This is a genomic window from Aeromonas lusitana, from assembly GCF_002812985.1.
Taxonomy (GTDB): Bacteria; Pseudomonadota; Gammaproteobacteria; order Enterobacterales; family Aeromonadaceae; genus Aeromonas; species Aeromonas lusitana.
In genome coordinates, this window is sequence record NZ_PGCP01000017.1 from 15,719 (window position 1) to 35,158 (window position 19,440).

Sequence of the window (19,440 nt, forward strand, 5' to 3'; positions counted from 1 at the left end):
CAATTATCAGATTTAAATATCGACAATAGTCAAGGTCGGCGACATTTTATGTCGTGAAAAACCGGCTTCAAGTGGCATTCTCGAATTAATCATCAACCGCTTCAGTTCCAGTCAAGGTTTCCGGATCTACCCTAGGTCATCGGAACATAAACCCGATCATAACGACCGAGCACAGGTCTGATAGATAGTGTTTACACCAGAGGAACTAACAATGAAAAAGACAGCATTGACGATGGCCATCTCCAGCCTGCTGCTGGCCGGTGGTGCACAAGCTGCAACTGTTTACGATCAGAATGGCTCCAAGCTGGACATCGGCGGCCGTGTCAACGGCATGTACTACGGTACCGATGACGACGCCAGCGAAGGCGATGCCAGCTACCTGCGTCTGCACGTTGCAGGCGAGACCAAGATTGACAACGAAACCACCGCTTTCGGTTTCGCCGAGTACAACCTGCCGGTGTCCGGCTCTGACAATGACGAGCTGCGTTACGCTTACGCCGGTATCAAGAACGATCGCTTCGGTGCCTTCAGCTACGGTCGTCAAGATGGCCTGTTCACCAAAGCCGTGAACAACTACACCGACGTGCTGCCTGAGTGGGGCGGTGACGGCCTGGGCAAGGACACTGACGTGTTCGGTACCGGTCGTACCAACTCCCTGGCCCAGTACATCTACAACTGGCAGGGTCTGACCCTGGGCGCCCAGTTCACCGGTAACAACGACCCGCAAAACGAAAGCCGCAGCAATCGTGCTGGCGTCAACGGTGACTGGAATCCGAAAGGCTCCTCCGAAGGTTATGCCCTGTCTGCCAACTATGACTTCGACATGGGCCTGAGCCTGGGTGCTGCCTATAACCAGGCTGGCAAGACCGACGAGCAGTCCGAGAACGTGAGCTTCGGCGGCGACAACGATGCCAAGCTGTTCGGTGTGGGTGCCAAGTACACCCTCGGCGACCTGTACATGGCTGCTACCTACTCCCACGGTGAAGACCACCTGTTCGTCGATACCGGCTCCATGCGCGGTTACGCCGAGAAGATGGATGGCTACGAAGCCGTCGTGCAGTACAACATCACTCCGAAGTTCAAGCCGTCCCTGGCTTACCTGCGCACCGACGTGAAAGACAGTGCTCACGGTATCGATGACACCGCCACCGAGTACGTCTCTGTGGGTGCCTGGTACAACTTCACCGACAACTTCAACGCCTACGTTGATTACAAGATCAACCTGCTGGACGAAGTTGGTTCTACCAACATGAACAGCCTGGGCAAGTCTACCGACGACATCGTTGCGGTAGCACTGCAGTACAACTTCTAAGTCATTCCCTGACTGCCTACTGTTGTATGTTTGAACCGGCCGCATTGCGGCCGGTTTTTTTATGGGCGCGATTTCTGCCCGCCAAACAGAGGTAGAGACAAATCCCGGGTTCAGCATTGCCCCGCTCTGGTCGATAACCCTGTTGTCGGGCTGATGGGGCCGGTTTGTTGATGCCGGCGGCGCAGGATGGGGCGAGGATCACGCCCTGTGGCCAAATCCCTATCTTTCCCCGGCTCTTTTCATTATCTCTAGATGACCCGCGCCGCCCTGGCGGCGAGCATGCGGGTGTGGTTGCAGGTCGCTCCTATACTGGGGCGACACTCGGGAAACGGACGTAAGGGCGTTATATGGCGAGCATATTGGATTCAGTGGATCAACGTACCCAGCTGGTGGGGGAGAATCGGCTGGAGTTGCTGATGTTCCGCCTGGGCTCCCAGCAGCTGTTTGCGATCAACGTGTTCAAGGTACGGGAGGTGGTGAAGCTGCCCCATCTCAACAAGATGCCGGGGGCACACCACAACATCAGCGGCGTGGCGAATATCCGCGGCGTCTCCATTCCGGTGATCAACCTGCGCGGCGCCATCGGCATGCGCCCCATGGCGGTCGACAGCGACTCCAACCTCATCATCACAGAGTACAACCGCACCATTCAGGGCTTCCTGGTGGGGCAGGTGGCCCATATCGTCAACATGACCTGGAAGGACATTTTGCCGCCGCCGCGCTCCGCCGGTCGCTCCAACTACCTGACCGCCATCACCCGTGTCCCGGAAGGGGGGGTCGATCAGATCGTCGAGATCATCGACGTGGAGAAGGTGCTGGCGGAGATCATCACCTACGACATCCGCATCTCGGCCGAGGTGCTGGACAAGGAGATCCTGCCCCAGATGCATGGCCGCAAGGTGCTGATCGTCGATGACTCCAGCACGGCCCGCAACCAGGTGCGGGAAACCCTTGCCCAGCTCGGGCTTGAGGTGATCGAGTGCCAGGATGGCCTGCAAGCCCTCAAGCTGCTCAAGGGCTGGTGCGATGCGGGCAAGAAGGTGACCGACGAGATCATGCTGATGATCACGGATGCCGAGATGCCAGAGATGGATGGCTACCGGCTCACCCACGAGGTGCGCAGCGATCCGCGCATGGCCGATCTCTTCATCACCCTCAATACCTCGCTCAGCGGTAACTTCAACGAGGCCATGGTCAAGAAGGTTGGCTGCGATCGCTTCATCTCCAAGTTCCAGCCAGATCTGCTGGTGGGGGTCGCCCAGGAGCGGCTACGCCAGATCCTGGAGGCTTGAGGCCAGTTCAACGACATCAAGAGGCTTGCTGTATTGCCAAGTTCCAGTCTGATTTCTGTTGGTAGGCGTCGCCCAGGAGCGGCTACGCCAGATCCTGGAGGCCTGAGTCCAGTTCAACGACATCAAGAGGCTTGCTGTATTGCCAAGTTCCAGTCTGATTTCTGCTGGTAGGCGTTGCCCAGGAGCGGCTACGCCAGATCCTGGAGGCCTGAGGCCGGCTCGGAAAGATGGATGACATCGGCAAGGAGATCGCCAGATCCGCTGATGTCGTCATTGAGCGGCGAACGCGCCACCTGGGCCTCTCACCCGATAACAAAACACCCGCCTCGGCGGGTGTTTTGTTATGGCAAAGATGACTGCTGCTCGAATTATTGGGTCAGCAGGGGTTCGATAAAGCTCGCCACCCGGTCACGGATCTGTGGCTGGGCCTCTGCGGTGGGATGAAGCCCATCGTTCATCATGAGTTCAGGGCGCAGCGCAATATCATCCAGAAAGAAGGGCATCAGGGGCAGCTCGTTGGCCTTGGCGAGATCCGGAAAGATCTGTTCGAACTGCTGCAGATAACGGGCGCCATAGTTGCGGGGCAGATGGATCTGGGTCAGCACGGCCCGGGTCTGACTGGCCTTGGCCAGCGCCACCATCTTGGTCAGGTTGGCCCGGGTGATGGCGGGGGCGAAGCCGCGCAGGCCATCGTTGGCGCCGAGTTCGATCAACACCCAGTCCGGTTTATGTTCCTCGAGCAGGGTCGGCAGGCGGGCCAGTCCGCCCTGGGTCGTCTCGCCGCTGATGCTGGCGTTGATGAGCTTGTGCTCGCCCCCCTGTTGCTGCCATTTCTGATTGAGCAGGGCAGGCCAGCTCTGCTCGGCCTGCATCTGATAGCCGGCACTCAGGCTGTCTCCCAGCACCAGCAGGGTCTGGGCCTGCAGGGACGAGGCCCAACAGCACAGGCAACTCAAGGCGAACAGAAAACGCGCCATGGATTCAACTCCCTCATGTCATTGACGGCCTGACTCATCAGGCGGTATGGATTTTCGGCAAGGGCCCGAGTAAACAGGAATAATGTCATCAATTCAATGCTCACAACTCATCGCCATTCAGGGCCAATGAACACAGGAACCCCATCATGAGTGCAACCCCCATCATCAAGGTCACAGGGCTGGGCAAGACGGTTCGCCTCGGCCAGGACAGCCTCACCATCCTTGAAGGGATCAGCCTGCAAGTCAACACGGGTGAGACGCTAGCGCTGGTCGGCGCCTCCGGCTCCGGCAAGTCCACCCTGCTTGGCCTCTTGGCCGGGCTGGACCTGCCGACCAGCGGCGACATCGAGATCCTCGGCCAGTCTCTGACCCGGCTGGACGAGGAGGGACGCGCTCGCCTGCGGGCCGAGCAGGTGGGCTTCATCTTCCAGTCCTTCCTGCTGCTGCCGACCCTGAGTGCCCTTGAGAACGTCATGCTGCCCGCCGAGCTGCGTGGCGAGACCGACTGTGGGCCACGCGCCCGCGAGCTGCTGGCACAGGTGGGACTCTCCGAGCGGCTGCACCATCTGCCGCCACGGCTGTCCGGCGGCGAGCAGCAGCGGGTCGCCATCGCCCGGGCCTTTATGACCCGTCCCCAGCTGCTGCTGGCCGATGAGCCCACCGGCAACCTCGACAGCAAGACGGGGGACACTGTGATCGAGCTGCTTTTCCGCTTGAATAGAGAACATAACACTACCCTGGTGGTGGTCACCCATGATCATGAACTGGCCCAGCGCTGCCAGCGACAGCTGGTGATGGCGGCGGGACGGCTGGAGCCGGAGGCGCTCGCCCACGAGGCTGCCAGGATCAGGGAGCGCTTATGAGTCGGTGGCAACTGGGGTTCAGGTCAATGCGTGGGGAAGGCGCCAATGACGAGCGGCTGCCAGGGCGGGCGCAGATGAGGAGCACGTCATGAGTCAGTGGCGACTGGGATTCAAATTACTGCGCCGGGAAGGCTTCAACGGCGAGCTGCGCTGGTTCGTGCTGGCCCTGGCCCTGAGCGTGGCCTGCGTGCTGAGCGTGGCGCTGGTGGCGGATCGGCTGGATGCGGGGCTCAAGGCCTCCGGCCGTGACTTCATCGGCGCCGATCGGGTGCTGCGCAGCGCGACCCCGGCGCCGGAGGCCTGGCTCAAACAAGCGGAGCAGGATGGCCTGGCGGTGCAGACTACGGTCAGCTTCAACAGCATGCTGTTTCACGGCGACGGCTTGCAGTTGGCCTCCATTCGCGCCGTGCCGGCGGATTTCCCCTTCTACGGCAAGCTGGAGCTGAGCCCCCAGCGGGCACCGGCTCCCGGCGAGATCTGGCTCTCCGATCGGGTGATGAAGCTGCTCGGCGCCAAGGTGGGGGATGAGCTGGAGGTCGGCAATACCACCTTGAAGGTGGCCGGCGAGCTGGGGCAGGAGCCGGATCAGGGCTTCAGCCCCTTCCAGATGGCGCCGCGGGCCCTCATTCACAGCGCCGATATCGAGGCGACTGGCGCCCTCTTGCCGGGCAGCCGCCAGCAGTGGCGCTACCTCATCAAGGGGCCAAGGGAGGGGATCGCCCGCTATGAGGCCTGGCTCAATCCCAAGCTGGCGGCCGGGCAGAAGCTGATCAAGCCGGACGATCAGGGCTCCCAGGTGGGCAAGTCCCTGGCCAATGCGGAGCGCTTCTTCCGCCTCGCCTCCCTAGCGGGGGTGCTGCTCGGCGCCCTGGCCATGGGCATAGCGGTGCGCCACTTCGCCGAGCGCCAGACCAATATGGTGGCCTTGCTCAAGACGCTGGGCGCGTCCCGCCGTACCCTCTGGCAGCTGATGGGCACCCTGCTGTTCTCGCTGACCCTGATCGGTGCCCTGATAGGCCTGGTGGCCGGGAGCGGTATGCAATGGCTGACCCTGCGCATGCTGGGGGACCTGCTGCCCGCAGATCTGCCGCCTCCCTCCTGGCGGCCGTTCGCCCTCGGGCTGGCGGTAGCCTTCTTCATCACCCTGCTGCTGGCCTTCGTGCCCTTCCTGCGCCTGCTCAAGGTGCCGCCCTTGCGAGTGCTGCGCCGTGAGTTGGAGGCGGGCATCCCGCCCTGGTTGACGGTGCCGGTCGGTTTGCTCGGCCTGTTCGGTCTGGTGTGGGGCTTCACCGCCGATGCCAGGCTGGCGCTGGGGCTCATCGGTGGCATGGGGGTACTGATGCTGATGCTGGCGCTGCTGGCCTCCGGCTTGCTGCGCCTCGGCAGCCGGGTCAAGGGGCCTCATGCCTTGCGCCTTGCCATCAGTCATCTCTCCCGCGAGCGCGGCAGCGGCCTGTTCCAACTGGCGGGCTTCGCGCTGGCCCTGATGCTGTTCGGCCTGCTGTGGGCGGCGCGGGTCGACCTGCTCGACGACTTCTCCGCCCGGTTGCCCGCCGATGCCCCCAACCGCTTCCTGGTCAATGTGGCCAGCGAGGAGCGGGAGGGGATCCTGGCCGACCTGCATCAGGCCGGCGCCACCACCTCGGATTTCTATCCCATGGTGCGTGGACGCCTTACCAAGATAGCCGGTCAGGCGGTGGGGGAGGACGCGGCGCGGGAGGGGGTGAACCGGGAGCTCAACTTCACCACCACGGCGGCGCTCCCCCCCGACAACGAGGTGACCTCGGGTCAGTGGCTCGGCGGCAAGGGGGAGGTCTCCATCGACGAGGTGCTGGCGGGCCAGCTCGGTATCACCTTGGGGGATACCCTCAGCTTCAACATAGAGGGACGCGACTTCGAGGCCAGGGTCACCAGCCTGAGATCCATCAAGTGGGACAACATGCGTCCCAATTTCTACATGATCTTCTCGGCGGACGTGCTGGCACCCTTCTCCCAGACCTGGCTCGGCAGTTATCGTCTTCCCGCCGAGGGGCGTAGCGCCGAAGTGGAGCTCATTCGTCGTCACCCCACGGTCAGCCTTATCGACGTGGAGGATCTGATTGCGCGGCTCACCGTGGTGTCGGATCAGGTGAGCCGTGCCCTCGGGCTCATGCTGGGGCTGGTGACAGTGGCGGCCCTACTGGTGCTGTTGACCCAGACCCAGGCCAGCATGGCCCACAGGCGCCGCGAGCTCTTGTTGATGCGCACCCTGGGGGCCGGCAGCAAGCTGCTCGAGAAGATGCTGCGCTGGGAGCTGGTGGCCAGCGGCCTGCTGGCGGGGCTGTGTGCCGCGACCGTGGTGGAGCTCTGCTCCTTCGGCCTGCAATGGTGGTGGTTCGATGGTCAGTGGCAGTTCCACTGGGCCATCTGGGCCGGTCTACCCCTGCTCGGCGCCCTGCTGGTGACCCTGGCGGGTCAGGGCATGCGCCGCCAGCTGCTGGCGGGGACCCTGAGCGATCGGCTCAGGGGCCTGGGGCAGGGGCTGCTGTAACGGCTATGGCTAGGGCCGTTAGGCCTTTCTCTTTCGCGAACCGTATAAAAAATCCCGGCATAGGCCGGGATTTTTGCATTTCTGGCGGCGGAACCTCAGCGAGGTGGCTGCAGCAAGTCGTCCAGCGCCTGAGGGAGTTCAGGGTAGGTGAAATGAAATCCTGCCTGTTGCAGCCTGGCCGGGACGACATGCTGGCCGGTGAGCAGCAGATCCGCAGATTCCCCCATCAGCAGGCGCAGGGCTCCGGCCGGTACCCGGAGCACATGGGGGCGGTGCAGGCTGCGGGCCAGGTGCTGGCTGAAGGTCTGGTTGTCGACCGGCTGGGGCGCGGTGGCGTTGAAGATGCCGTCACACTCCTCGTGCTCCAGCAGAAACAGCATGGCGCGCACCAGATCCTGGACGTGGATCCAGCTCATCACCTGCTGGCCCGAGCCCATGGGGCCGCCGAGCCCGAGCCGATAGGGGGGCAGCAGCTTGGGCAGGGCCCCGCCATCCTGGCCGAGCACCAAGCCGATCCGCACTATGCAGACCCGGGTCTGGGGGCCCTTGGCCTGCAGCGCCAGTTGCTCCCATCGCTGGCAAAGGTGGTGGGTGAATTCGTCATGGGGGTGATTGCACCGCTCATCCAGGGGCTCGGCCCCTTGTCGGCCATACCAGCCGATGGCGGAGGCATTGAGCAAGAGCTTCGGCGGCATGCTGGAGAGCTTGATGAGATCGACCAGCTGCTCGGTCAACAGCCAGCGGCTGTTGCACAGCAACTGCTTGCGCTGCTCGCTCCAGCGTCCGGCGGCGATGGGCTCGCCGGCCAGGTTGATGATTATGTCCACGTCGTTGAGATCGTCCAGTCCATCCAGGCTGTCGAGCAACTTGATGTCGTGGCCGAGCAGTTCGTAGGCACGGTTGCCCTGACGGGTCAGCACCACCACCTCGTGCGCCACCTTGAGGTGCGCCACCAGACGGCGACCGATAAAGCCGGTCCCCCCCGTGATCAGTATCTTCATGTTCGCCCTCCTGACGCCGATGGCTCTACTCTAGAGGGCCGGGACCGGATGAACAAGCAACTGTTTTTGCGAGTGTTATGGTTTTTTCATGGGGTTGGGCCATACACTGGTCTGGGCTCAGTGCCGGGCGGTTTTGCCCTCGCGCAGTGCCGTTGAAAGGTATGGGGCTAAGGCGTGTTTGGCGGGGCGCCACAGACGGCTGAGCGCGCGCTTGGGTCTGGCTTTCCTTGCCAAGGGGCTGACAAACTGTAAACTTGGCTGTTTTTTTCGCCGTTGCGATTGGGGAGGATTATGCCATTTCGTCGTCTGAGGGCGCGCCAATACTATCGCCGCCTGGTTTTCTCCCTGCTGGCAGCTCTGCTGCCCATCGCGCTTGGGGTGGCGATTGCTATCGGGCAGACCATGAATGGGGTGAGGCAGGATGCGGAGCAGCGTTTGTTGCATGCCATGCACATGTTCGATCGCACCCTGGACAATACCAACCTCGCCGCCTCGGCCGTGATGGGGAGTGTTGGCAAACCCTGCCTCGAGGTGTTGCAGGGCTTGCGGGATCAGGTGGCGACGGTACCGGATGTGCGCAGCGTCAACCTGACCGAGGGCGAGCGCATCTACTGCACCTCCCTCTATGGTCCGGTCAAGGGAGAGATAGAACTCGACGACTACGTCGAGGGTCAGCTCGATCTGATGCGCGGCAACCCGGTCACGCCAAACAGGCCCCTCATCGTCTACCGCCAGGAGACGGGCAAGTACAGCGTGCTGGTGGGGGTGGATGGCTACTACCTGCTCAATATCCTCGACATGACGAGTCGCGACTCTCCGCTCGGGCTGGTGGTCGGCCCGCAGATGCTGCTGCGCGACAGCCAGCTCACCGACCGCTTGATCGCGCCAGACACCCCAGGCTATCTGGAGCAGGCCTCAGATAAGTATCCCTTCAAGGTGGTGACAACCCTCTCGAACCGCGACTATGTCGCCCACCTGTGGGATTACTCCAAGATCAGCATCATCTTCTATCCCCTGCTGAGCCTGCTGTTTGGGCTCGGGGCCTTCTGGCTGACGGGGCGCGCCGCCTCGCCGCAGCAGGAGTTCAGACGCGCCCTGGACAAGCAGGAGTTCATTCCCTATCTGCAGCCCGTGGTGACGGGCGATGACGCCCATTGGAGTGGCTGCGAGGTGCTGATGCGCTGGCAGCATCCCCGTCAGGGCATGATAGCGCCGGATCGCTTCATTCCCATGGCGGAAGAGTGCGGCCTCATCGTTCCCATGACCCGCTCGCTGATGCAGCAGGTGCGCGGGCAGTTCGCCGGCCGGGTTCATACCCTGCCCAAGGGCTTCCATTTTGGCTTCAACATCAGCGCCGGCCACTGCAAGGATCTCAGCCTGGTGGAGGATTGCCGCGACTTCATCGACGCCTTCAAGGCCAATCCCATCAAGCTGGTGCTGGAGCTGACCGAGCGGGAGCTGATCGTCGCCGACGAGACCACGGACCGGCTGTTTGCCGAGCTGCATGCCCTCGGTGTCTTCATCGCCATCGACGATTTTGGTACTGGCCACTCCAGCCTCGCCTATCTGCAGGCCTTCCAGGTCGATTTTCTGAAGATAGACAAGAGCTTCGTCGGTATGATTGGCTCGGACGCCCTGTCCAGCCACATCGTCGAGAACGTCATCGACTTGGCGACCCGGCTCGAGCTGCAACTGGTGGCGGAAGGGGTGGAGAACGAGGTGCAGGCCGCCTACCTGCGCGAGCACAAGGTGGCCTTCCAGCAAGGCTATCTCTATGGCAGGCCCATGCCGATGAAGGCGTTCATCGAGCAGCTGAGCGCCTGACCCCCAGACGCGCCAAACCGGCATAAAAAAAACCAGCGACCAAGGTCGCTGGTTTTTTTTCATTCAGGAGACGCTCAGAGCATGCGGGCGAGGGCGCGGCAAAGACGCTTGATCCCCTCTTCCGTAGTCGCTTCATCTACACAAGAGAAGCTCAGGCGCAGGGTATTCTGTATTTCTGGTCGAACGTAGAAGGGAGCACCGGGGACGAAGGCCACCTTCTCCTTGATCGCCTCGTCGAACAGGGCCATAGCGCTGACGCTCGAAGGCAGGGTCAGCCAGAGGAACATGCCCCCTTCCGGACGGGTGTAGCTGACGCCGGGCGGGCAGTGACGGGTCAGGGCGGCCTCCATGGCGGCGCGCTGGCGGCCATAGACCTCCTTGATCTTCTCCAGATGAGCATCGAGCGAGTTGTCGGTCAGGAAGCGGTGCAGTACCTGCTGGCTGAAGGCGTTGCTGTGCAAGTCGGTCGCCTGCTTGGCGATGGTGACCTTCTTGCGCAGCCAGTCCGGCACCAGCATCCAGCCGAGGCGGAAGGCGGGCACCACGGTTTTGGAGAAGGAACCGAGCAGCACGGTATTGTGCGGGGCCAGCTTGGCGATGGGGGGCAGGTGTTCCCCCTCGAAGCGCAGCTCGCCGTAGGGGTCATCTTCCACCATCAGCAGCTCGTGGCGCACCAGCCGCTCGGCCAGGGCCTCGCGATTGGCACGGCTGTAGGAGACGCCACTCGGGTTCTGGAAGTTCGGCACCCCGTACAACAGCTTGGCGCTCGAGCCCTGCTCCAGCAGCGCATCCAGCGCGGCCAGATCCAGCCCCTCTTCACCGAGCGTGATGGGCTTGAAGTTCGGTTGATAGACGGAGAACGCCTGAATGGCGCCGAGATAGCCGGGCTCTTCGATGATGAGATCCTGCCCCTCGTCCACCAGCACCTTGCCGAGCAGGTCCAGCGCCTGCTGGGAGCCGCTGGTAATGAGGATGTTGTCCGGGTTGACCTGCATGCCGTGGCGGCTCAGGTAGCGATCGGCTATGTACTGGCGCAGGGGGGCAAAGCCTTCCGTGGTGGCGTATTGCAAGGCGGCGGCACCCTGCTCGCGCAGCACGTCCTGGCAGGCCTGGTCGATGGCCTTGACCGGGAACAGGTGGGGATTGGGCAGGCCGCCGGCGAAGGAGATGATCTCCGGATTGGCGGCGACTTTCAGGATTTCACGGATAAAGGAAGGCTCGACTTTCTCGAAGCGCTGGGCAAAAAACGGCTGCATAGGGTTCTCTCTGACTGGGGGGCGGTCACTCCATTCAACCGCCACGTTATCCGTTTGTATCAGATTTCAGAAATGAGGCAATGGCTGTAACAAAAATCCATAAAAAAGGGCAGGTTTGGCACCTGCCCGCATTTTATGGCCTCCGGTGGCGAAAAGGGCGTCAATCCCTCTGTGAGGGCCGCTTGTCACCGTGATGACCGGATCAGCATTCCGGCCCCCCGAAGCCGCCTGTCATCGGCTCGGTACTTAGAGCCCAGGCTCTTTCAGGAAGCGGATCATCAGATCCGTGTTGGCGCCGAGCTGTTGCTGTACCCGGCCCGGGAACAGTTCGGCCATCTTGTCGAGACGGTCATACTGGGTGTGCCAGATCTTGCCCCACTGGGTCTCGCTGTCCCGATCGCAGGCGCTCTTGCTGGCGTCGTCATAGCAGTCCCACAGCGCCGGGTTGGTGCTCTGGGAGTAGCCGTCATAGCCATCGGCGCCGTTGATGGTGAAGTTGGTGGCCTCCACGTAGGCGATGGGCACCCCGAGGCAGGCAAAGGGCGCGTGATCGGACCAACTGCCGGTCTCCCCCTCCGGATAGCCTGGGTAGCTCGGGTGGATGGCAAACGGCGTGGCCCCCAGCTTGGAGATGGCCAGCAGGCGATCCCGCACCTTGGGATCGAAGCTGTAGCGGCTCGGCTCGGCGCAGCTGTACTCGGCCACATCCGAGTGGGCCGAGTGGACATAGACGATGTCACCGCCGGCTATGGTGTCGTAGTTCACCATGGCGATCAGCTGGGCGGTGTCGGCGGTGCCTAAGCTGGCGGCATAGGCCTTGGAGCCGTTCAGACCGTTCTCCTCTGCCCCGAAGAAGGCGAAGCGCACCGTGTAGGGCAGGGTCTGGCCCTTGAGGGACTCGGCGACCGCCAACAGGGCGGCGACCCCGGCGCCGTTGTCGGTGGCCCCCTCGGAGCCCTTCTTCTCGCCCGTGCTGTCGTAGTGGGCGCCGATGAGGATCACCTTGTCACTCTGCCCCTTGAGCTCGGCGACGATATTCTGGGAACTCTTGCTGGCACCGCTCTTGGTGTAGGTGAAGGGCTGGTTTTGCACCTCGTAGCCCCAACCGCTCAGGTGATCCTGGATCCAGGCGGCGGCGCGGGTCTCGGCCTCGGTGCCCGTGGGCCTGGCGCCTATGCCTTCGGCGCCCGAGCTCAGTTGCACCAGGTACTCATAGGCCTGGGTCGCGGGGGCGGGGGGTTGAGAGTCGTTGTCAGAGGGGTTGCACCCGACCAGCAGGGTGGCGATGGCCAGGGTCAATAGGGTTTTCTTCATACTGCAATCCTTTGTTGTGTATGGCTTTATTATCGCGAGTCAGGATGCACCTGACGCCCGGCAGATTCTGTGAAGGGGGTGGCATTTGTCAATCACGGCGGGGGAATTGGACTACTCTGGGGGATTTGTTGCGCGAAACACTTGCGCCTTGGGCCTATCTTGGGATAATTCGCTCCCCAGTTTTTACTGATTGATGAAATAACCATCCGCCCAGGCCATCCAGGACCCGGGTTGATGACATAACGCGTAATCCATTCATGTCGTCTGTGACCCAGAGCGATGAAATAACGAGCTATCCACTATGCCTGTGACCCAAGATGTATTTAACGAAGACGGCAAATTCATGCGCAAGATCCGCAGCTTTGTCCGTCGCGAAGGCCGCCTGACCAAGGGACAGGAGAAGGCCCTGGAAGAGCTCTGGCCGGTCATGGGTATCGATTTCGCACCGGCGCCGCTGGACATGGTTGCGCTGTTTGGCCGTGAAGCCCCTGTGGTGCTGGAAATCGGCTTCGGCATGGGCGCCTCCCTGGTGGAGATGGCCAAGAATGCTCCCGAGAAGAACTTCATCGGCATCGAGGTGCACTCCCCGGGTGTGGGTGCCTGCCTCGGTACCGCCCAGGAAGCCGGTGTCACCAACTTGCGGGTCATCTGCCACGATGCGGTGGAGGTGCTGGAGCACATGATCCCGAACGGCTCGCTGGCCTGCCTGCAGCTGTTCTTCCCGGATCCCTGGCACAAGAGCCGTCATCACAAGCGCCGTATCGTGCAGCCAGCGTTTGCCCAGGACATTCGCCAGAAGCTGGCCATCGGTGGCGTGTTCCACATGGCCACCGACTGGGAAAACTATGCGGAGCACATGCTGGAAGTGATGAGCGCCGCCGAAGGCTATGAGAACACCGCCGAGAGCGGCAACTGGGTGCCCCGTCCCGAGTGGCGCCCGCTGACCAAATTCGAACAACGTGGCCACCGTCTGGGGCACGGGGTTTGGGATCTGATTTTCAAACGCGTTAGCTAATAACCCGTCAACTAACCTAAGGAGCTATCATGGCCAATCGTAGTCGCCGTCTGCGTAAGAAACTGCGCGTCGATGAATTCCAGGAAATGGGGTTCGACATCAGTTTCAACTTCCCGGTCGGTACCGCCGAAGAGACCATAGATGCCGTCGTCGATGCCTTGATCGATGAAGTCGTCGAGCCGCGCAAGCTGGCCTTCGCCGGCTCAGGTCACCTGGCCTGGGAAGGCATGATCTGCACCCAGCAGCTTGGCAAGTGCACCGAGGAAGACCGCGCCATCGTCAAATCCTGGCTGGAAGGCAAGGGGATGGAAGCCGTGGTGGTCACCGAGTTGTTCGACCTCTGGTACGGCGAGCCGGCCTGATACCCGCTGCCTGTCATGGGCACGTAGAAAATCCCGCCGCCGGCGGGATTTTTGTCGGTGGAGGCAGGGCCTCACCCGTTTCATCTCATGGAATAGCCAATGGTGTTGTCATCCGAATTACTGGCCAGCATCCTCGAGCAGGTTCGCCCTCTGCTGGGACAAGGCAAGGTGGCCGATTACATTCCCGCCCTGGCCCTGGTGCCCGCCGACCGGCTCGGCATCGCGGTCTGCACCGTGGAAGGGGAGCTTTTCACCGCAGGTGACGCCTTCGAACCCTTCTCCATCCAGAGCATCTCCAAGGCCCTGAGCCTCACGCTGGCACTGACCCTCTATCAGGAAGAGGAGATCTGGGCCCGGGTCGGCAAGGAGCCCTCAGGCCAGCCGTTCAACTCCCTGGTCCAGCTCGAATTCGAGCAGGGCATACCGCGCAACCCCTTCATCAACGCCGGCGCCCTGGTGGTGAGCGATCTGCTGGAGACCCGTCTCACCGCCCCGCGCCAGCGCACCCTGGAGCTGGTGCGCCGCCTGTGCGGCAACCCGGCCATAGTCGCGGATCAGGTGGTGGCGCGCTCCGAGTATCAGCATGCCGCCCGCAATGCGGCCATCGCCTACCTGATGAAGGCCTACGGCAACTTCGAAAACGAGGTGGACAAGGTGCTGCAAAGCTACTTCAATGCCTGTGCCATCCGCATGAGCTGTGTCGATCTGGCCCGCACCTTCATCTATCTGGCCAATCGCGGCATGCCCCTTGGCGAGAGCGCACCCCTGCTGCCGGCGCGCACCGCCAAGCAGGTCAATGCCCTGCTCGCCACCTGCGGCCTCTACGACGAGGCAGGGGATTTTGCCTACCGGGTCGGCATGCCGGGCAAATCCGGGGTGGGCGGCGGCATCATGGCGCTGATCCCGGGCGAGCTGTGCGTCTGTGTCTGGTCCCCCGAGCTCAACAAGGCCGGCAATTCGCTGGCGGGCACGGCGGCGCTGGAGCTGCTGGCCGAGCGCCTCGGCCGCTCCATCTTTTAATTTGTTCACTATGCATCGAGACAACATCATGAAACGAGTTTTGGGTCTGTGGCGGGCCGGTCTGGCCGCCTTGCTGCTCTGGTGTGCCATGCCCGCCCTGGCGGCCGAACTGCCACCGCTCACCCTGGCCGATGCCACGGCCAAGCAGGCGGTCATCCTGGATACCCGCCCGAGCTACTTCTATCAGGGTTGGCCCATGGCCGGGGAGAAGCAGGGCGGCCACGTGGTCGGCGCCGAGAGCCTCTCCGCCGAGTGGAAATACAGCGACGAGGAGTGGGCGCAGGCCCTCAAGGACAAGGGGCTGAGCCCGGACAAGCCGGTGGCGCTCTATGGCGAGCCGCGCGGCGTGGCCGAGGTGGCCCGTCTGCTGCGCCAGCAGGGCATCAAGCAGCTGTTCGAGCTGCAAGGCTGGAAGGAGGCGCCTCGCGAACACCTGGCCCGCTGGCAGCAGCTGGTCTATCCGCTCTGGCTGGCTGACTTGCAGGCTGGCAAGCCGGTCGCCGCCGCCCCCAAGGGGGACTGGAAGTTGTTCGAGGTAGCCTGGGGTGCCCCCAAGGCCTACCTGCTGAGCCACATCCCGGGTGCCGGTTACATCGACACCAACAGCCTGGAAGAGGAGCCCCTGTGGAACAAGGTTTCCGATGAGGCGCTCAAGAAGCTGCTGCTGGACAACGGTATCCGCCACGACACCACTGTCATCCTCTACGGTCGCAACACCATGGCGGCGGCCCGTGCGGCCCACATGATGATGTACGCCGGGGTCGAAGACGTGCGGCTGCTGGACGGCGGCCTGGACGCCTGGTTCGTGCAGCACCTGCGCACCGAGACCGGTCTGGCGAACACCTTCAAGCCCGCCAAGGATTTCGGTGTCACCATACCGGCCCATCCCGAGTACTACACCACGCTGGAACAGGCCAAGACGCTGCTCAAGCAGCCCGATGGCGCCCTGGTCAGCGTGCGCACCTGGGATGAGTTCGTCGGCAACACCTCCGGCTACAGCTACATCAAGCCAAAGGGTGACATTCCTGGCGCCAAGTGGGGTCGTGGCGGCGTGGATGCCAACAGCATGAGCGACTTCCACAACCCGGACGGCACCATGAAGCCGGCCCGCGAGATCCTAGCCATGTGGGACGAGTGGAACATCGAGCCGAATCAGCAGGCCGCCTTCTACTGCGGCACCGGCTGGCGCGCCTCCGAGGCCTTCTTCTATGCCTGGCTGATGGATTGGAAGCGGATCAGCGTCTACGACGGCGGCTGGTACGAGTGGAGCATGGACCCCAAGAACCCCATCGTCACCGGTGAGCGCAAGCCCCAGCGCTGAGAGTGATGGTGTTAGCAAGGCAGAGGCCGGACAGATGTCTGGCCTTTTTCATATGAGTGCTTTAATATTCTGAAAATATGCAACAAGGCAGAGATTTCCATCTGTGGTTCTTATTTTTATGTCCTGCTTATTCGGATGAGTTGGGCTGAACTAGTCTTCAAGATACATCCTCGCCGTGAGGGTGCGGGAGGGAGAAGAGGCCAGCGATGAAACGACTGATGATGATCCTGGTGTGTCTGCTGGGACTGGTTGGGTGCAGTTCCCAATACATCATGAGCACCAAGGACGGGCGTATGATAGCCACCGACAGCAAACCCAGGCTGGACGATGATACCGGCATGTATCGCTACTACGATGCCGAGGGACGGGAGATGCTGATCAAGAAAGACGACGTGACGCAAATCATGGAGCGCTAGGGCATTCTGGCGCTGAGCCGTGGGGCATCTTCGAGGGAAGATGCCCTTTTTCATGTCGGAGCAGGGCTTAAAGGCATGGGCTTGCGTGACGAAGTCAGGGAGTGCCGAGATGTGAACTTCTTGTTAAATAAAAAAGCAATTTTTTCCAATACCTATTCATCTCGTGAGTGGTTTCATATGACCTCTTTCTTACAAGGAGGTCATGGATGGATACGGTTTTTTGGCCGAAGCGAGCCGGTCACAGTGTCGAGATGATGACGCTGGTCGCGCCCACTGGCATGTCGCCCGGGTTGCGGGAGGAGATAAGTCTCGTGCTGAGCATGGTGGCGGGGTTACGCCAGCTGGAGGAAGGGGGAGCAGGGATGGCCCCTCTGAAAAAAGATCTGTACAAGGCCTTGATGGTGCAGCTGAGCGACATGGCAAATCGAGCCGAGGAGCCGGAAGTGGCCCGGTTGATGGGGTCTCTGGCCGAGAGCCTGAGCGGTGAGGAGAGTGCGCGCCTGATGGCCGCCAGACTGGCCGAGGGAGATGAGCGACATCTGGTGGCCCATGTCGGTCCGCTTGCTACCTGGCTTGGCAAGTCTCGCCAAACCTGGATGTCGGCATTTTTCGCTACCCCGAATCCCGAGCTGCAGTCTTGGTCAGACCGCGTCGATGCGGGATTGCAGCATGCCTTGCCACGCCTCTGTGATCGCCTTGGCGCTGAATTGATCACCTTGCCTGGTTGCGCCTACAAGGTGGTGGATCTGTTTGCCATTGCCGGGGAGGCCAATGGCTTCCCCAAGCACTTTGCCTATTTCATGCCCGAAGATCAGGGGATCAAATATGCGGCCGACAAGAGAACCATTGTCTTTGCCAATACCTATCGCCAGCTGCACCTGATGGCGGGAGCCCCGTTGGCGGGATGTCTGGGATGGGCACAGAGCGCTCTCCCCGATGCCCGGGAGCTGGATCGCTATTTGCTCGGCTGGTTTCGGGGTCACGATCTGGGGCATGGACTGGTGTTGCCACAGACGGATTATGCGGCCCTGAGTCGCCATGACCGTTGGGGCTCCATGGTGATGCAGGAGGCGGTGGCAGACACCCTGGGCTTCCTGCTCTGCTGCGATCCCTCCATTGCCAGCAGCCTGGGGCTGGAGGGTGGCAAGCTGTGCCGTGTCTATTGCCTGGAGCTGCTGCGTTACCTGAGGCGAGGGCCTTGCGAGTTTCCCGATGCGGGTTCCGCCTATGTGCAGCTGGCCTTGCTGGCAGAGCAGGGCATCTTGTGGCGAGAGGGTGATTCCCTGCGTATAGACGAGCGCAGGCTTGAACAAGGGATGTGGGAAATTGCCGGGCAGTTGCTGGCTCATGTGATGAGCGGCAACGTGGCGGCGTTTGCCGAGTTTTCTCACCGTTATGCACCGCATCTACAGCCTGCCGACCGGGACCTCTACTTCGGGTTGGGCCCCTGTGATCGGGTGCTGGCTTATCATCAGCCCCTCAGGGAGGAGCGACAAGATGGCATTTTATAATGGTTTTTTATTGAGCCTCTCCCTGTGTCTGGACATAGGGCTGGCCAACATGGCGATGATAACGCTGGCCATGTCTCGCGGTTTTTCCCATGGCTTCTGGCTTGGGGTGGGAACCTGTGTCGGCGATCTCATCTATGCGGTGCTCGCCATGGCGGGCATGGCGATACTGCTGCAATTTGAAACGGTGCGCTGGAGCCTCTGGATCTTCGGCTCGGTAACCCTGATCTGGCTGACGGTCAAGATGGGGCTCTCGGCGCTGAGGGCACAGGGGGGAGAGCTCGATGGCATGGCTCAGGCCGGCGGCCGCTGGCGCCTGTTCGGACGAGGCATGGTGCTGGCGCTCTCCTCGCCCAGCGCCATCCTCTGGTTTGCCGCCGTGGGGGGCGCCATCATAGCGCGGCAGGGGGCGGATCCGCTCAATGCGGGGCTCTTCCTCTCCGGCTTCTTCACCGCCGGGATCTTCTGGGCCCTGGTGCTCTGTACGCTGGCCTATCAGGGCGGACGCCTATTGGGAGAGAAGATGGTGCGTTTCTCCTACCTGGCATCGGCCCTGATCTTTGCCTACTTCGCCTGCTACGTGATCTACCAGGGCTATGGGGAGTTTGTGCTGGGGGCGCCGTAACGACTGGGACTGATCCCCATGACGCGGCGAAAGGCATTGCTCATGTGGCTCTGGTCATAGAATCCCAGCGCCAGGGCAACCTGGGCTGGCTTCTCTCCTTGCAACAGGCGGCGGCGAGCCTCCATCAGCCGCAACTGGTTGAAGTAGTGAATGGGCGGAACATGGAACACGTGCTGGAAGCTACGAACCAGATGGAACTTGGAACAGCAAGCGATCTGGCACAGATCCTCCAGGCTGATCTCCTGACTGAGATGACTGCGCATGTAGTCCAGCAACTGTGGCAGGCGCCCCTGCAGCAACTTCGGATGGGGAGGCCCGAAGCGTTGCAGGGCCGCCAGCAGTCGCACCAGCCCCTCTTCCTGCTGGTTGGCCGACGGGGAGCGATGCAGAGCCAGCAGGGCGTTGAACAGGGTCTGGTTGTTGTGGACCCCTTCCTGAAAGGCGGGGGCGGTTCGCCCGAGCAACAACCCTGCCTCACCCAGCAGGTCGCTCACCCACTCTGTCCCCAGGTGCAGGCTGATGAACCGAGCCTCCCCTTCAAACTGGGAGGCTTGCATGGTCAACGGGTTGTAGAGGGTGACCTGACCGGGTTCGACCACCTGCTCCCGACCATCGAACCAGATATGCTCGCGCCCGCTGAGGTTGGCCGACAGCACATACTCTTCGTGGGTATGGCGGGGATATCCCCCTCCCTGGCTGCTGATCAGGGCGAGTTCCAGCTGTGGTTGACGCGCAACCACCTCCATTCTTGGCGACATGGCACATCCTTGTGCACTTGCGGACGACAGGGCTCCTGTTATAGCA

17 protein-coding genes are annotated in these 19,440 nt (G+C 62.0%); 12 read left to right on the forward strand and 5 right to left on the reverse strand.

Annotation, left to right across the window (positions count from 1 at the left end; translation table 11 throughout):
- Positions 1-211 precede the first annotated feature (211 nt).
- Positions 212-1,312: a porin gene (locus tag CUC44_RS11670; RefSeq protein WP_100860130.1), complete on the forward strand. Its 1,101-nt coding sequence runs from the start codon at positions 212-214 to the stop codon at positions 1,310-1,312.
- A 347-nt stretch (positions 1,313-1,659) separates the two neighbouring features.
- Positions 1,660-2,604 carry a chemotaxis protein CheV gene (locus CUC44_RS11675; RefSeq protein WP_100860131.1) on the forward strand — a complete coding sequence of 315 codons (945 nt, stop codon included), beginning with the start codon at positions 1,660-1,662 and terminating at the stop codon, positions 2,602-2,604.
- Between the two features lie 368 nt (positions 2,605-2,972).
- Here CUC44_RS11675 and CUC44_RS11680 read toward each other — a convergent pair whose 3' ends face one another.
- Positions 2,973-3,581 carry an arylesterase gene (locus tag CUC44_RS11680; RefSeq protein WP_100860132.1) on the reverse strand — a complete coding sequence of 203 codons (609 nt, stop codon included), beginning with the start codon at positions 3,579-3,581 and terminating at the stop codon, positions 2,973-2,975.
- A gap of 146 nt (positions 3,582-3,727) precedes the next feature.
- Here CUC44_RS11680 and CUC44_RS11685 point away from each other — a divergent pair, with 146 nt between their 5' ends.
- The gene (locus tag CUC44_RS11685) at positions 3,728-4,444 is read left to right on the forward strand and encodes an ABC transporter ATP-binding protein (protein WP_100860133.1); all 717 of its coding nucleotides are present in this window, start codon (positions 3,728-3,730) and stop codon (positions 4,442-4,444) included.
- Between the two features lie 88 nt (positions 4,445-4,532).
- A complete protein-coding gene (locus tag CUC44_RS11690) occupies positions 4,533-6,974 on the forward strand; it encodes an ABC transporter permease (RefSeq protein ID WP_100860134.1) in 2,442 nt (813 codons plus the stop codon).
- Between the two features lie 95 nt (positions 6,975-7,069).
- Here CUC44_RS11690 and CUC44_RS11695 read toward each other — a convergent pair whose 3' ends face one another.
- Positions 7,070-7,975: a TIGR01777 family oxidoreductase gene (locus CUC44_RS11695; RefSeq protein ID WP_100860135.1), complete on the reverse strand. Its 906-nt coding sequence runs from the start codon at positions 7,973-7,975 to the stop codon at positions 7,070-7,072.
- 291 nt (positions 7,976-8,266) lie between these two features.
- Between CUC44_RS11695 and CUC44_RS11700 the strand changes: the two genes are divergently transcribed.
- Positions 8,267-9,799 carry an EAL domain-containing protein gene (locus CUC44_RS11700; RefSeq protein ID WP_100860136.1) on the forward strand — a complete coding sequence of 511 codons (1,533 nt, stop codon included), beginning with the start codon at positions 8,267-8,269 and terminating at the stop codon, positions 9,797-9,799.
- Between the two features lie 74 nt (positions 9,800-9,873).
- Here the strand turns inward: CUC44_RS11700 and CUC44_RS11705 are convergent, their stop codons facing one another.
- Together CUC44_RS11705 and CUC44_RS11710 are read right to left on the reverse strand one after the other, a co-directional pair.
- A complete protein-coding gene (locus CUC44_RS11705; RefSeq protein ID WP_100860137.1) occupies positions 9,874-11,055 on the reverse strand; it encodes an aminotransferase-like domain-containing protein in 1,182 nt (393 codons plus the stop codon).
- A 246-nt stretch (positions 11,056-11,301) separates the two neighbouring features.
- A complete protein-coding gene (locus CUC44_RS11710; RefSeq protein ID WP_100860138.1) occupies positions 11,302-12,369 on the reverse strand; it encodes a M28 family metallopeptidase in 1,068 nt (355 codons plus the stop codon).
- Positions 12,370-12,670: 301 nt separating this feature from the next.
- On the opposite strand from CUC44_RS11710, the gene trmB reads away from it, so the two are divergent.
- The 7 genes from trmB (at position 12,671) to CUC44_RS11745 (ending at position 18,636) form a co-directional block, all read left to right on the forward strand.
- Positions 12,671-13,384 (forward strand): tRNA (guanosine(46)-N7)-methyltransferase TrmB, encoded by a 714-nt coding sequence (gene trmB / locus CUC44_RS11715; protein ID WP_100860139.1) that lies wholly within the window; start codon positions 12,671-12,673, stop codon positions 13,382-13,384.
- A 29-nt stretch (positions 13,385-13,413) separates the two neighbouring features.
- Positions 13,414-13,746 (forward strand): YggL family protein, encoded by a 333-nt coding sequence (locus tag CUC44_RS11720; RefSeq protein ID WP_100860140.1) that lies wholly within the window; start codon positions 13,414-13,416, stop codon positions 13,744-13,746.
- 99 nt (positions 13,747-13,845) lie between these two features.
- Positions 13,846-14,766, forward strand: a complete 921-nt coding sequence (glsB, locus tag CUC44_RS11725; RefSeq protein WP_100860141.1) for a glutaminase B — start codon at positions 13,846-13,848, stop codon at positions 14,764-14,766.
- Positions 14,767-14,794: 28 nt separating this feature from the next.
- Complete coding sequence (locus tag CUC44_RS11730) at positions 14,795-16,087, forward strand: sulfurtransferase (protein ID WP_100860142.1); 1,293 nt, start codon at positions 14,795-14,797, stop codon at positions 16,085-16,087.
- A 206-nt stretch (positions 16,088-16,293) separates the two neighbouring features.
- Positions 16,294-16,503: a YgdI/YgdR family lipoprotein gene (locus CUC44_RS11735; protein ID WP_100860143.1), complete on the forward strand. Its 210-nt coding sequence runs from the start codon at positions 16,294-16,296 to the stop codon at positions 16,501-16,503.
- Positions 16,504-16,709: 206 nt separating this feature from the next.
- A complete protein-coding gene (locus CUC44_RS11740; RefSeq protein WP_100860144.1) occupies positions 16,710-18,014 on the forward strand; it encodes a hypothetical protein in 1,305 nt (434 codons plus the stop codon).
- The gene (locus CUC44_RS11745; RefSeq protein ID WP_100860145.1) at positions 18,001-18,636 is read left to right on the forward strand and encodes a LysE family translocator; all 636 of its coding nucleotides are present in this window, start codon (positions 18,001-18,003) and stop codon (positions 18,634-18,636) included. Before CUC44_RS11740 ends, CUC44_RS11745 begins: the two co-directional genes overlap by 14 nt.
- On the opposite strand, the gene CUC44_RS11750 is transcribed toward CUC44_RS11745, so the two are convergent.
- On the reverse strand, positions 18,606-19,394 hold the full coding sequence (locus CUC44_RS11750) for a helix-turn-helix domain-containing protein (RefSeq protein ID WP_100860146.1): 789 nt from the start codon (positions 19,392-19,394) through the stop codon (positions 18,606-18,608). The genes CUC44_RS11745 and CUC44_RS11750 overlap by 31 nt on opposite strands.
- Between the last annotated feature and the right edge of the window lie 46 nt (positions 19,395-19,440).